The sequence below is a fragment of the Streptomyces sp. NBC_00310 genome, assembly GCF_036208085.1.
Lineage (GTDB): Bacteria > Actinomycetota > Actinomycetes > Streptomycetales > Streptomycetaceae > Streptomyces.
This window is the reverse complement of record NZ_CP130714.1, coordinates 4411673-4425609: the sequence shown is the minus strand read 5'-3', so window position 1 is coordinate 4425609 and position 13937 is coordinate 4411673. Positions and strand designations below refer to the sequence as shown.

The window sequence follows — 13937 nt, the reverse complement described above, 5'->3', positions numbered from 1 at the left end:
CGCGGGGCCGGAGGGCTTGTGCCGCCCTTTAGTGTGGCGGCCAAGCTCAGGCCTGCCACGACTCCCAAGGGTGTTCATGTGACTCCCAGGGGTGTTCGTGTGACTCCCAGGGGTGCTGGATTGGCTTTCCCGCCGCAGGTGAGTGCAGGATGCGTTTCTGGGCGCGAGGGTCTGACGACGGACCCGGGTCCGCCTCAACGGCAAGAAGAACACGGGAGTAACAACATGAACCGCAGTGAGCTGGTGGCCGCGCTGGCCGACCGTGCCGAGGTGACCCGCAAGGACGCCGACGCCGTGCTGGCCGCGTTCGCCGAGGTCGTCGGCGACATCGTCGCCAAGGGCGACGAGAAGGTCACCATCCCCGGCTTCCTGACCTTCGAGCGCACCCACCGTGCCGCTCGCACCGCTCGTAACCCGCAGACCGGCGACCCGATCCAGATCCCGGCCGGCTACAGCGTGAAGGTCTCCGCGGGCAGCAAGCTCAAGGAAGCCGCGAAGGGCAAGTAGCCTTGCCATCTGTCCTTCATGGGACGGTGTGGCGCGCGTAGAACGCCTGATGGGGGCGGCACCTGGTTTCAGGTGCCGCCCCCATCGACGTGGGGACGAGCGCGGTGACGAAGCTGCGGGCCGTCCGTGGCTGGTCGCGCAGTTCCCCGCGCTCCTGAGAAGCAGGGGCTGCGCCCCGTGCTTCTCAGGAGTCGGCCCTGGCCCTAGCCGAGGGCCTTCCCCGGCAGCTCGACCTTGGCTCCCAGCTCCATGAGCTTCTCCATGAAGTTCTCGTAGCCGCGGTTGATGAGCTCGATGCCGTGGACCCGGGAGGTGCCCTGGGCGGCGAGCGCGGCGATCAGGTAGGAGAAGCCGCCGCGGAGGTCGGGGATGACCAGGTCGGCGCCCTGGAGGCGGGTGGGGCCGGAGACGACGGCGGAGTGCAGGAAGTTGCGCTGGCCGAAGCGGCAGTTCGAGCCGCCGAGGCACTCGCGGTAGAGCTGGATGTGCGCGCCCATCTGGTTCAGCGCCGAGGTGAAGCCCAGCCGGGACTCGTAGACCGTCTCATGGACGATCGAGAGGCCGGTGGCCTGCGTCAGGGCGACGACCAGGGGCTGCTGCCAGTCGGTCTGGAAGCCGGGGTGGACGTCCGTCTCCAGCGCGATCGACTTCAGCTGGCCGCCGGGGTGCCAGAAGCGGATGCCCTCGTCGTCGATCTCGAAGGCACCGCCCACCTTCCGGTAGGTGTTCAGGAACGTCATCATCGAGCGCTGCTGGGCGCCCCGGATGTAGATGTCGCCTTCGGTCGCCAGCGCGGCGGACGCCCAGGAGGCGGCCTCCAGGCGGTCCGGGAGCGCCTTGTGGTTGTAGCCGCCGAGCGAGTCCACACCGGTGATGCGGATCGTGCGGTCGGTGTCCATCGCGATGATCGCGCCCATCTTCTGCAGAACGCAGATGAGGTCCTCGATCTCCGGCTCGATCGCCGCGTTCGCGAGCTCGGTCACGCCCTCCGCGAGGACCGCGGTCAGCAGCACCTGCTCCGTCGCGCCGACGGACGGGTACGGCAGCTGGATCTTCGTACCGCGCAGCCGCCGCGGCGCCTCCAGATACTGTCCGTCCTCCCGCTTCTCGATCTTCGCGCCGAACTGCCGCAGCACCTCGAAGTGGAAGTCGATCGGCCGGCCGCCGATGTCGCAGCCGCCGAGACCGGGGATGAAGGCATGGCCGAGCCGGTGCAGCAGCGGGCCGCAGAACAGGATCGGGATGCGCGACGAGCCCGCGTGGGCGTCGATGTCGGCGACGTTCGCGCTCTCCACGTTCGTCGGGTCCATCACCAGCTCGCCCGGCTCGTCACCCGGGCGGACCGTTACGCCGTGCAGCTGCAGCAGCCCGCGCACGACCCGCACATCGCGGATGTCGGGCACGTTGCGCAGCCGGCTCGGACCGCTGCCGAGCAGCGCGGCGACCATGGCCTTGGGTACGAGGTTCTTCGCACCGCGGACACGGATCTCGCCACTGAGCGGGGTGCCGCCGTGTACAAGCAGTACGTCGTCAGAGCCGTTGACGGTCATGGATCTCGCGTTCCGTGGAGTTGGGCAGAGGCTTTCCGGCGTGGGCCGGCCGACGGACCCGTGGTGCGGGGGCCGGCGAGGCGCGAGCCGGAGAGCTAGCGTAATCGCCGCCCACCCCCCTTCCGTAAGCCCCAGGAGTTCTCAGCCACGTCATGGGTTTGCCACAACACGAACCGTTCACCACCGGCCACACGGGGTCACCGCCCCGGCTGTGCGCGGGGTTCGCGCCGGTGCGCCCGCCCGTCTCCCACCACCGCCCCGACGAGGGCCCTACGGGCCACTGGCCTGGATTCATGTCCGCATTCACACCGCTACCGGCATTGCCTCCCCGGATGAGGGCGGGATGCGGGATCATGTCTGGCATGACCGAGGTGTCCTCGCTCACAGGGCGGCTGCTCGTGGCCACGCCCGCCCTGGCGGACCCGAACTTCGACCGCGCTGTCGTGCTGCTCCTCGACCACGACGAGAAGGGCTCCCTCGGCGTGGTCCTCAACCGGCCCACCCCGGTGGGCGTCGGCGACATCCTGGAGGGCTGGGCGGAACTCGCCGGCGAACCCGGGGTCGTCTTCCAGGGCGGCCCGGTGTCGCTGGACTCCGCGCTCGGCATCGCGGTGATACCCGGCGGCGGCTCCGTGGACCGGGCCCCGCTCGGCTGGCGGCGCGTGCACGGCGCGATCGGCCTCGTCGACCTGGAGGCCCCGCCGGAACTGCTGGCCTCCGCGCTCGGCTCGCTGCGCATCTTCGCCGGGTACGCGGGGTGGGGGCCCGGCCAGTTGGAGGACGAACTGGCGGAGGGGGCCTGGTACGTCGTCGAGTCCGAACCCGGCGACGTCTCCTCGCCCTGCCCGGAGAGACTCTGGCGCGAGGTCCTGCGCCGTCAGCGCAACGAACTCGCGATGGTGGCCACGTACCCGGACGACCCTTCGCTCAACTGAGGCGGAACAGGCGCGACGGCCATGCCCCGCGCTCGCGCCGCGACCGCCCGCGCCGACTGGCCGGGGCCGGCGCGAACACGGCGTCACCGCCGGTGGTGTCCGTTGTGCAAGCCAGGGACCCACAGTCCCCGGCGTTTGATTACCCTTGGCGTCATGAGCACTCTTGAGCCCGAGCGCGGTACTGGTACGGGGACCCTCGTCGAGCCGACGCCGCAGACGTCGCACGGCGACGGTGACCACGAGCGCTTCGCCCACTACGTCCAGAAGGACAAGATCATGGCGAGCGCCCTCGACGGCACGCCCGTCGTGGCGTTGTGCGGCAAGGTGTGGGTCCCGGGCCGTGACCCGAAGAAGTACCCCGTGTGCCCCATGTGCAAGGAGATCTTCGAGTCCCTCGGTGCCGGTGGCGGCGACCAGGGCGGCAAGGGCGACGGCAAGCAGTAGCCGGAGGTCCGGGCGTACCGCCGGGTGCGGTGCGCCGGGTCGTTCGGGGGCGGCCGCGGTGCCTGCGGTGCGGGTGCCGCGGTTCTGTCATGCCTGGGGGCGGTCGGCGCGGGGAGTGCCGGCCGCCGTTCGTTTTCGGCCGTTGATCACCGAACTCCCCCATTCCCCGCCCCGCGCGGCCATCGTTGCGTTGCACGGAGTGCGTCTGCTGGTCACAAGGTGGTTGAGACCTCTTGTGGGCGTTGTCATGTACTCCCTAGCCTCCGAGGTGTTGTAGAGAGCAAAACGCTCGTTGCACATGCTGCAACGCTCCGCTCCCCCCTCGGAGGATGCTCCATGAAACTCGCCGCCCGACTCGTCGCGCCCGTAGCGGCCCTGGCCCTCGCCGGGCTGACCGCCTGTGCCCCCCAGACCTCCGACAACTCCTCCTCCGGGGAGGACAAGACGACCGGCACGCTCCGTGTCTGGCTCTTCCAGGAGGTGAGCAACGAGCCGAAGCAGAAGGTCGTCGACGAGGTGGTCTCCGCCTTCGAGAAGGCGCACGACGGCGCGAAGGTGAAGGTCGAGTACATCCCCGTCGAGACCCGCGCCCAGCGCATCAAGGCCGCTTTCAACGACCCGAAGAGCGCCCCGGACCTCATGGAGTTCGGCAACACGGACACGGCCGGCTATGTGAAGGACGGCGGACTGGCCGACGTCACCACGGAGTTCAACGAGTGGTCCGAGTCCAAGGACTCCGACCCGACCGCCAGGACGTCCGTGACGGTCGACGGCAGGATCTACGGGGCGCCCTTCTTCGTGGGCGTGCGCGCGCTGTACTACCGCACCGACGTCTTCGAGGAACTCGGTCTCCAGGCCCCGAAGTCCCTGGACGAGCTGACCGCCACCGCGAAGAAGATCCGCGCCGCCGAGCCCGACCTGTACGGGCTCGTCGTCGGCGGCGCCTACACCTACGGCGCGATGCCCTTCGTCTGGGCCAACGGCGGTGAGATAGCCGAGGGCAAGGGCGGCTCGTACGCCTCCACCATCGACAGCCCGGCCGCCCGGAAGGGCATCGAGGCGTACACCTCGCTGTTCGGCGACGACAACTGCCCCGCCGCCAAGTGCGCGAGCATGGGCGGCAACGACACCGTCACCGCGTTCGCCGCGGGCAAGGCGGGCATGGCGATCGGCGGCGACTTCAGCCACGCGGCCGTGGAGGCCGGCAAGGTCAAGGGCAAGTACGCGGTCGTCCCGCTGCCAGGTGTGAAGTCCGGTTCCGTGGCCCCGGCGTTCGCGGGCGGCAACAACGTCGGCGTCCTGAAGAGCACCACGCACCGCACCCTCGCCGTCGACCTGATGAAGCGGCTGGCGTCCAAGAAGACGCAGGGCGAACTCTTCGACGCGATGGGCTTCCTGCCGACGTACACCGACGTCCGCGCCGAGGCGGCCAAGGAGGAGCCGTTCATCGAGCCGTTCGTGACGACGCTGTCGTCCGGGACGAAGTTCGTGCCCGCCTCGCCGGCGTGGGCGCAGATCGACGCGTCGCTGGTGCTGCCGACGATGTTCCAGGAGGTCGTCAGCGGCAAGAAGGACGTGGCTGAGGCGTCGAAGGACGCGGCGAAGCAGATGAACGATGCGTTCAGCTCCGCTGGTTGAGCGGGGGGCGCCCAGTGGGGTGGGGGGTGGGGAGCGTGGGCGGCTGCGGGTGAGTGGGGGCTGGTCGCGCAGTTCCCCGCGCCCCTTGCGGGGCGGTGGCTGGACCCCTTGGCTCTATCTCGCCCCCGCGCTCGTCGTCCTCGGTGGGCTGCTCGTCTATCCCGTCTACCAGCTCGGCCTGATCTCGCTCCTCGAATACACCCAGGCCCAGGTCAGCGGGGGCGAACCGACCTCCTTCCAGGGCCTCGGGAACTACGCCGAACTGTTCGGCGATCCCGAGTTCTGGCAGGTCCTGCTGACCACGGTCGTCTTCGCGTCGGCCTGTGTGGTCTCCACGCTCGCCGTCGGGTGCGCGCTCGCCGTGCTGCTGACACGAGTACGGGCCGTGCCCCGTCTCGCGCTGATGCTGGCCGCGCTCGGCGCGTGGGCGACCCCCGCGATCACCGGCTCCACGGTGTGGCTGCTGCTGTTCGACCCCGACTTCGGCCCGGTCAACCGGATCCTCGGGCTCGGCGACCACTCCTGGACGTACGGGCGTTACAGCGCCTTCTTCCTCGTCCTGCTCGAAGTGGTGTGGTGCTCCTTCCCGTTCGTGATGGTGACCGTCTACGCGGGCATCCGCTCCGTACCCTCCGAGGTCCTGGAGGCCGCGGCCCTGGACGGTGCCTCGCAGTGGCGGATCTGGCGTTCGGTCCTCGCGCCGATGCTCCGCCCGATCCTCGTCGTCGTCACCATTCAGTCGATCATCTGGGACTTCAAGGTCTTCACCCAGATCTATGTGATGACGGGCGGCGGCGGTATCGCGGGCCAGAACCTCGTACTGAACGTGTACGCCTACCAGAAGGCCTTCGCGTCCTCCCAGTACAGCCTCGGTTCGGCGATCGGCGTGGTGATGCTGGTGATTCTGCTGGCGGTCACCCTGGTGTATTTGCGACTGCTGCGCAGGCAAGGGGAGGAGCTGTGAATTCGTCGGGTTTCGTACGGCGGCCCTGGCGGCTCGCGGCGGAGGCGTCGGCCCTGGTCATCGCGGTCGTGGTGGCGTTCCCGCTCTACTGGATGATGTTGAGCGCCTTCAAGCCGGCGGGTGAGATCGAGTCGACCGAGCCACGGCCCTGGACCCTCGCACCGACCCTGGATTCCTTCCGACGGGTCTTCGGGCAGCAGGAATTCGGCCGCTACTTCGTCAACAGCCTTGTCGTCGCCTGCACGGTGGTGGTCGTCTCCGCGCTCATCGCGTTTCTCGCGGCGACGGCGGTCACCCGATTCCGCTTCCGATTCCGGACCACCCTGCTGATCATGTTCCTGGTGGCACAGACGGTGCCCGTGGAGGCGCTGACCATCCCCCTCTTCTTCCAGATGCGGGACCTCGGCCAACTCAACACGCTGGGCGCGCTGATCCTGCCCCACATCGCCTTCTCCCTGCCGTTCGCGATCTGGATGCTGCGTGGCTTCGTGAAGGCCGTACCGGAGGCGCTGGAGGAGGCGGCGCACCTCGACGGGGCGAGCCGTTCCCGATTCCTCTGGCAGATCCTCTTCCCGCTCGTCTTCCCGGGGCTGGTGGCCACCAGCGTCTTCTCCTTCATCTCCACCTGGAACGACTTCCTGTTCGCCAAGTCGTTCATCATCAGCGACACCTCCCAGTCGACCCTGCCGATGGCCCTCCTGGTGTTCTACAAGCCCGAGGAGCCGGACTGGGGCGGCGTGATGGCGGCGTCCACGGTGATGACCATTCCGGTGCTGGTCTTCTTCGTACTCGTACAGCGGCGGCTGGTCTCCGGACTGGGCGGCGCGGTCAAGGACTGACGTGAGTGAACTGATTCCCGCGCCCGGCCGCGTCGACGCCGGTCCCGGCGAGGTACGGCTGACGGCGCACTCCCGGCTCCACGCCCGCACCGGGACCGAGGGCGTCGGCCACTGGCTGCGCACCGTCCTGCGGGAGGCCACCGGGCTGCCGCTGCGCGAGGCGGGGGAGCTCGACGACACCGACGAGGACGGCATCGGGCTCCGACTCGACCCCGGGCTCGGCCCCGAGGAGTACCGCCTCGTCAGCGACTCGTCCGGCGTCCTCGTCGAGGGCGGCGGCCCGGCCGGTGTCTTCTGGGGCGCCCAGACACTGCGCCAGCTCCTCGGCCCCGACGCGTACCGCAGGGCCCCGCTCCGGCGCGACCGCGCCTGGGCCGTGCCGCACGTCACGATCGAGGACGCCCCCCGGTTCGGCTGGCGCGGCCTCATGCTGGACGTCGCCCGGCACTTCATGCCCAAGGACCAGGTGCTGCGCTACCTCGACCTGATGGCCGCGCACAAACTCAACGTCCTCCACTTCCACCTGACGGACGACCAGGGCTGGCGGATCGAGATCGAGCGGTACCCCCGGCTGACGGAGGTCGGCTCCTGGCGGGCGCGCACGAAAATCGGCCACAGGGCGTCACCCCTCTGGGAGGAGAAGCCGCACGGCGGCCACTACACCCGGGACGACATCCGGGAGATCGTCGCCTACGCCGCCGAGCGGCATATCACCGTCGTCCCCGAGATCGACGTACCGGGGCACTCGCAGGCCGCCATCGCCGCGTATCCGGAACTCGGCAACACCGATGTCGTCGACACGACCTCCCTCACCGTCTGGGACACCTGGGGCGTCAACAAGAACGTACTCGCCCCCACCGACACCACCCTGCGCTTCTACGAGGGGGTGTTCGAGGAAGTCCTGGAGCTGTTCCCGTCGGCCTTCGTACACATCGGCGGCGACGAGTGCGCCAAGGACCAGTGGAGGGAGTCGGCCACCGCGCAGGCCCGCATCCGGGAGCTGAGGCTCGCCGACGAGGACGAGCTGCAGGCGTGGTTCGTCCGGCACTTCGACAACTGGCTGACCACGCGCGGGCGTCGCCTGATCGGATGGGACGAGATCCTGGAGGGCGGCCTGGCTCCGGGGGCGGCCGTGTCGTCCTGGCGGGGCTACGGAGGTGGCATCACGGCGGCCCGGGCGGGCCACGACGTGGTCATGTGCCCCGAGCAGCAGGTGTATCTGGACCACCGTCAGGACGGCGGCCCCGACGAGCCGGTGCCGATCGGCTTCGTACGCACCCTGGAGGATGTCTTCCGGTTCGAGCCGGTTCCACCGGAGTTGACGCCCGACGAGGCACGGCATGTGCTGGGCACCCAGGCCAATGTGTGGACCGAGGTGATGGAGGATCCCGCACGCGTGGACTACCAGACGTTCCCGCGCCTGGCGGCCTTCGCCGAGGTGGCCTGGAGCCGGCTTCCGGCCCCCGCCGAGCGTGACTTCGCCGACTTCGAGCGCCGGATGGCGGCCCACTACGCGCGACTCGACGCCCTGGGGGTCGGTTATCGGCCGCGTTCGGGGCCGCGTCCGTGGCAGCGGCGGCCCGGTGTGCTCGGACGTCCGATCGAGGGGACGCCCCCGAACGTGTGAGGCGACCGCGAAGCCGTAGGTCCGAAAGCGCGTGCCCTGCGACGGTGGCCGCACGGGGAACGAGAGCACAAGAGGCGTAAAAGGCACCGAAAGTGTCAATGTGCCTCTATGGGTGATGCCGTGCCAAAACGGACCATCTCTCGAGTGAGGGGGCGAATGCCTCCTAGCGGACCCCCGCGTTCGGGCCTCGCGAGAATGTGCCAGAGTTGCCACGTCCGCCCTGTCAGCACGTACGGTACGGCAACACAGGCGGACCAGGTGGGGCAGCGGGAAGGGGCAGCCGGTTTGACCACGCACGCACCGCAGGCGGCGCAGGCCGTGACCCTGCCCGGCTCGCTGGACGAGGCCGTGGCGGCTCTCGCCGCCATGCCCTGGGCGGTTCCGGTGGCGGGCGGCACGGACCTCATGGCCGCGGTCAACTCCGGACAGCTCAGGCCTGCCGCGCTGGTCGGGCTCGGCAAGATCAGCGAGATCCGCGGCTGGCAGTACCAGGACGGACACGCCCTGCTGGGCGCCGGACTGACGCACGCGCGGATGGGGCGCCCGGACTTCGCGGCGCTCATTCCGGCGCTCGCCGCCTCCGCGCGCGCCGCCGGACCACCACAGATCCGCAACGCCGGCACCCTCGGCGGCAACATCGCGACGGCCGCCCCCACCGGGGACGCGCTGCCCGTGCTCGCCGCCCTGGAGGCCACGCTGATCATCGCGGGCCCGGGCGGGGCCCGCCGTGAGATGCCCGTCTCCCATCTGCTGGCCGGGATGGAGATGCTGCGCCCCGGCGAACTCATCGGCTTCGTGCGGGTGCCGCTGCTGCACGCGCCCCAGGTCTTCCTGAAGGCCACCGGGCGCACCGGCCCCGGCCGCGCGGTCGCCTCCGTCGCCCTCGTCCTCGATCCCGCCCGGCGCGGGGTGCGGTGCGCCGTCGGAGCCATAGCGCCGATGCCGCTGCGGCCCCTGGACGCCGAGGCCTGGGTCGGCCGGCTGATCGACTGGGACGGCGAGCGCACCCTCGTGCCCGAGGCGCTGCAGGCCTTCGGCGAGTACGTCGCGGCCGCCTGCATCCCGGACCCGGCCCCCGAGGTCGACGGCTCCGTACCACCGCTACCGCCCGCCGTACTGCACCTGCGGCGCACCGTCGCCGCGCTGGCCCGACGAGCACTGGGGAGGGCACTGTCGTGACCGACGACCAGCACGGAGAGGGCACCCCGCAGCAGGGGGGCCAGGGCGGCTGGGAGCGGCTGCCGCAGGGCGACTACGACGACGGCGCCACCACCTTCGTACAGCTCCCCGAGGGGGGCATCGACGCGCTCCTCGCCGCCGACAGCCCGCTCGCGGCGCCCGGCCACGGCTATGTGCCGCCGCAGATAGCGGCGAACGCCACGGCCCACACCGCCGGAACCGACCCGTCCGTCCCGGGCACGTGGGCGATGCCGGCCGGGGGTGCCCAGTGGCACGACCCGAACGCCGGGCAGCCGCAGCCCCCGACGCAGGACGGGTTCACGTACAACCCCGGCTCGACCGGGCAGTGGACGTTCGAGGAGCCGGCCGCGCAGGAAGGCACCGCTCCCGGTCACGACGTGACCGGCGAGTGGTCGATTCCGGTCGCCGGGGGTGATCTTCCGGACGAATCCGGTGAGTTCAGCACGTCGGCCCTGGTCGAGCAGTGGGGCGGCACCCCGCCCGCCACGCTCCCCGGCGGAGCCGCAGCGCCCTGGGCGACGGAGGAGATCGGCACGGCGTGGACCGCGCCGCCGCCCCCGGCCGAGGAGCGCGGACCCGAGGACCGTACGGCGGGGGAGAGCGCGACCGGCGCTGCCCCGGACGCCCCTGGGGAGCCCTCCACGGCCCCTGGGGAGGCGTACGCCGGTGCCGCCCCCGAGAGCCCCGGGGAGGCCCCGGAAGCCGCCCAGGAGCCCGCTGAGCCGGTCGGCGAGGGCGACGCGGAGCCCGAGGGCCCCGAGAGGCCCGAGGAGCAGGAGGCGGCCCCTGAGGCACCCGAGGCCGCCGGGGGCGACCCGGCACCGGCCGACGAGCCCGCCCCCACCCCGCCCCCGCACGACGACCACCCGCTCGCCTCGTACGTCCTGCGCGTCAACGGCACCGACCGGCCCGTCAGCGACGCCTGGATCGGCGAGTCGCTGCTCTACGTGCTGCGCGAGCGGCTCGGCCTCGCGGGCGCCAAGGACGGCTGCTCGCAGGGCGAGTGCGGCGCCTGCAACGTGCAGGTCGACGGCCGGCTCGTGGCGTCCTGCCTGGTCCCCGGCGTCACCGCCGCGGGCAGCGAGGTGCGCACCGTCGAAGGCCTCGCCGCCGACGGCCGGCCCTCGGACGTGCAGCGGGCCCTCGCCAAGTGCGGCGCCGTGCAGTGCGGTTTCTGCGTGCCCGGCATGGCGATGACCGTGCACGACCTCCTGGAGGGCAACCCCGCCCCCACCGACCTGGAGACCCGCCAGGCGCTCTGCGGCAACCTGTGCCGCTGCTCCGGCTACCGGGGTGTCCTGGCGGCCGTCCGCGACGTCGTCGCCGAACGCGAGGCGCACTCGGCCGCGGGCAACGAGGCCGCCGCGGACACCGACGAGGCACGCATCCCGCACCAGGCGGGCCCCGGCGCCGGCGGCGTCAACCCGGCGGCGTACGACTCCCAGGGAGCACCCCCGCCGGCACCGCACGACCCCGACCGGTCCTACGGCGGCCAGGGGCTGTCGTTCGCCGGCCCGGACGACTCCTACGGCGGCCAGGGCCAGTCCTTCGCCGGCCCGGGAGACACCTACGGCGGCCAGGGTCAGTCGTTCGCCGGCCCGGGAGACACCTACGGCGGTCAAGGCCAGTCCTTCGCCGGCCCGGACGACTCCTACGGCGGTCAAGGCCAGTCCTTCACCGGTCAGGGTGATACCTACGGCGGCCAGGGCCAGTCGTTCGCCGGTCCGGACGACTCGTACGGCGGGCAGGACGACTCGTACGGCGGTCAGGGCCGGTCGTTCGGCCAGGACGGAGGCCAGGCGTGAGCAACGAAACCGTCATCGCGACCCCTGCGGGCCCCGGCGACAGCGCGCCCGCCCCCGAGCAGTTGCCGCACGGCCTGGGCGCGTCCCTGCCGTCCGCCGACTCCCGGGCCAAGTCGGAGGGCACCTTCCCGTACGCGGCCGACCTGTGGGCCGAGGGCCTGCTGTGGGCCGCCGTGCTCCGCTCGCCGCACCCGCACGCGCGCATCGTGTCCATCGACACGTCCCACGCGCGCGAGATGCCCGGCGTACGGGCCGTCGTCACCCACGAGGACGTGCCGGGCGTCTCCCTGCACGGCCGCGGCAAGGCCGACCGCCCCCTGTTCGCCTCCGAGGTCGTACGCCACCACGGCGAGCCCATCGCGGCCGTCGCCGCCGACCACCCCGACACCGCGCGGATGGCCGCCGCCGCCGTCATCGTCGAGTACGAGGTGCTCGACCCGGTGATCGACCCCGAACAGGCCTTCGAGGCCGAGCCGCTGCACCCCGACGGCAACCTGATCCGCCACATCCCGCTGCGCCACGGCGACCCGAACGCGGCCGGTGAGATCGTCGTCGAGGGCCAGTACCGCATCGGCCGCGCCGACCCGGCCCCCGTCGGCGCCGAGGCCGGCCTCGCCGTGCCCCGCCCCGACGGCGGCGTCGAGCTGTACGTGGCCTCCACCGACCCGCACACCGACCGCGACGCGGCCGCCGCCTGCTACGGCCTGGCCCCCGACCGCGTCAAGATCGTCGTCACCGGTGTCCCCGGCGCCACCGCCGACCGCGAGGACCAGGGCTTCCAGCTCCCGCTCGGCCTTCTCGCCCTGAAGACCGGCTGCCCGGTCAAGCTGACGGCCACCCGCGAGGAATCCTTCCTGGGCCACGCCCACCGGCACCCCACCCTGTTGCGCTACCGCCACCACGCGGACGCCGAGGGCAGACTGATCAAGGTCGAGGCGCAGATCCTGCTCGACGCGGGCGCGTACGCCGACACCTCGTCGGAGGCGCTGGCCGCCGCCGTCTCGTTCGCCTGCGGCCCGTACGTCGTCCCGAACGCCTTCATCGAGGGCTGGGCGGTACGCACCAACAACCCGCCCTCCGGCCATGTGCGCGGCGAGGGCGCCATGCAGGTCTGCGCCGCGTACGAGGCCCAGATGGACAAGCTCGCGAAGAAGCTGGGCATCGACCCGGCGGAACTGCGCATGCGCAACGTGATGTCCACGGGTGACGTGCTGCCGACGGGCCAGTCGGTGACCTGCCCGGCCCCCGTCGCCGAACTCCTCCAGGCCGTCCAGGAGTTCCCGCTCCCCGGCCTGCCCAAGGACACCCCCGAGGAGGAGTGGCTGCTGCCCGGCGGCCCCGAGGGCGCGGGCGAGCCCGGTGCCGTCCGCCGAGGCGTCGGCTACGGCCTCGGGATGGTCCACATGCTCGGTGCCGAGGGCGCGGACGAGGTCTCCACGGCCACCGTGAAGGTCCACGACGGCATCGCCACCGTCCTGTGCGCCGCCGTCGACACCGGCCAGGGCTTCTCCACCCTCGCCCGGCAGATCGTCCAGGAGACCCTGGGCATCGACGAGGTCCACATCGCCCAGGTCGACACCGACCAGCCCCCGGCGGGCCCGAGCTGCCGAGGCCGCCACACGTGGGTCTCCGGCGGCGCGGTCGAGCGAGCGGCGAAGATGGTCCGCACGCAGCTGCTCCAGCCCCTGGCCCACAAGTTCGGCATGTCCACGGAACTGCTGCAGATCACCGACGGCAAGATCACGTCGTACGACGGTGTCCTGTCGACCACGGTCGCGGAGGCGTTGGACGGCAAGGAACTCTGGGCCACCGCCCAGTGCCGCCCGCACCCCACCGAGCCGCTGGACGGCGCCGGCCAGGGCGACGCGTTCGTGGGCCTGGCGTTCTGCGCGATCCGCGCGGTCGTGGACGTCGACATCGAACTCGGCTCCGTACGGGTCGTGGAGCTGGCCGTCGCCCAGGACGTCGGCCGGATCCTCAACCCGACGCAACTCGTGGCGCGCATCGAGGCGGGCGTCACCCAGGGCGTGGGCGTGGCCCTCACGGAGAACCTGCGCACCCCCCGAGGCCTGATCCGCCACCCCGACCTCACCGGCTACGCCCTGCCCACCGCCCTCGACGCCCCCGACATCCAGATCGTCAAACTGGTGGAGGAACGGGACGTCGTGGCCCCCTTCGGCGCGAAGGCGGCCAGCGCGGTACCGGTGGTCACGTCGCCGGCGGCCATCGCGGCGGCCGTACGGGCGGCCACGGGACGCCCCGTCAACCGCCTGCCGATCCGGCCGCAGGCGGCGGTGGTGACGGGGGCGTAGAGCCCCTGGCACAGCTGCTGACGTAGCCCTTCGGCAGCCCTTCGGTAGCCCCGGGGACAGCCCCTGAGGTGCGTGTTCGCGCGTACGTCGGGCGTTGTCAGTGGGGCGGCGTAAGG

The 13937-nt window shown here is 71.6% G+C and carries 11 protein-coding genes; 10 read left to right on the top strand and 1 reads right to left on the bottom strand.

Annotated elements, in window-relative coordinates:
* The first annotated feature begins 225 nt into the window (after positions 1 to 225).
* Positions 226 to 507, top strand: a complete 282-nt coding sequence (locus tag OG202_RS19415) for an HU family DNA-binding protein (protein ID WP_005486790.1) — start codon at positions 226 to 228, stop codon at positions 505 to 507.
* A gap of 203 nt (positions 508 to 710) precedes the next feature.
* Here the strand turns inward: OG202_RS19415 and murA are convergent, their stop codons facing one another.
* The gene (murA, locus tag OG202_RS19410; protein WP_013003192.1) at positions 711 to 2057 is read right to left on the bottom strand and encodes a UDP-N-acetylglucosamine 1-carboxyvinyltransferase; all 1347 of its coding nucleotides are present in this window, start codon (positions 2055 to 2057) and stop codon (positions 711 to 713) included.
* Positions 2058 to 2419: 362 nt separating this feature from the next.
* Here murA and OG202_RS19405 point away from each other — a divergent pair, with 362 nt between their 5' ends.
* From OG202_RS19405 to OG202_RS19365, 9 genes are all read left to right on the top strand, one after another.
* Complete coding sequence (locus OG202_RS19405) at positions 2420 to 2992, top strand: YqgE/AlgH family protein (RefSeq protein WP_326582431.1); 573 nt, start codon at positions 2420 to 2422, stop codon at positions 2990 to 2992.
* 153 nt (positions 2993 to 3145) lie between these two features.
* Positions 3146 to 3436 carry a DUF3039 domain-containing protein gene (locus OG202_RS19400; protein WP_326582432.1) on the top strand — a complete coding sequence of 97 codons (291 nt, stop codon included), beginning with the start codon at positions 3146 to 3148 and terminating at the stop codon, positions 3434 to 3436.
* Between the two features lie 336 nt (positions 3437 to 3772).
* Positions 3773 to 5074, top strand: a complete 1302-nt coding sequence (locus OG202_RS19395; RefSeq protein ID WP_326582433.1) for an extracellular solute-binding protein — start codon at positions 3773 to 3775, stop codon at positions 5072 to 5074.
* Positions 5052 to 6038: a carbohydrate ABC transporter permease gene (locus OG202_RS19390; RefSeq protein WP_327729470.1), complete on the top strand. Its 987-nt coding sequence runs from the start codon at positions 5052 to 5054 to the stop codon at positions 6036 to 6038. Before OG202_RS19395 ends, OG202_RS19390 begins: the two co-directional genes overlap by 23 nt.
* A complete protein-coding gene (locus OG202_RS19385) occupies positions 6035 to 6877 on the top strand; it encodes a carbohydrate ABC transporter permease (protein ID WP_327729471.1) in 843 nt (280 codons plus the stop codon). Before OG202_RS19390 ends, OG202_RS19385 begins: the two co-directional genes overlap by 4 nt.
* 1 nt (position 6878) lies before the next feature.
* The gene (locus OG202_RS19380; RefSeq protein WP_327729472.1) at positions 6879 to 8504 is read left to right on the top strand and encodes a beta-N-acetylhexosaminidase; all 1626 of its coding nucleotides are present in this window, start codon (positions 6879 to 6881) and stop codon (positions 8502 to 8504) included.
* Between the two features lie 285 nt (positions 8505 to 8789).
* Positions 8790 to 9683, top strand: coding sequence for an FAD binding domain-containing protein (locus OG202_RS19375; RefSeq protein ID WP_326582437.1), 894 nt, complete (start codon positions 8790 to 8792; stop codon positions 9681 to 9683).
* Positions 9680 to 11509: a 2Fe-2S iron-sulfur cluster-binding protein gene (locus OG202_RS19370; RefSeq protein WP_327729473.1), complete on the top strand. Its 1830-nt coding sequence runs from the start codon at positions 9680 to 9682 to the stop codon at positions 11507 to 11509. Before OG202_RS19375 ends, OG202_RS19370 begins: the two co-directional genes overlap by 4 nt.
* Positions 11506 to 13821, top strand: a complete 2316-nt coding sequence (locus tag OG202_RS19365; protein WP_327729474.1) for a xanthine dehydrogenase family protein molybdopterin-binding subunit — start codon at positions 11506 to 11508, stop codon at positions 13819 to 13821. The genes OG202_RS19370 and OG202_RS19365 overlap by 4 nt, the downstream gene beginning before the upstream one ends.
* The last annotated feature ends 116 nt before the right edge of the window (positions 13822 to 13937 follow it).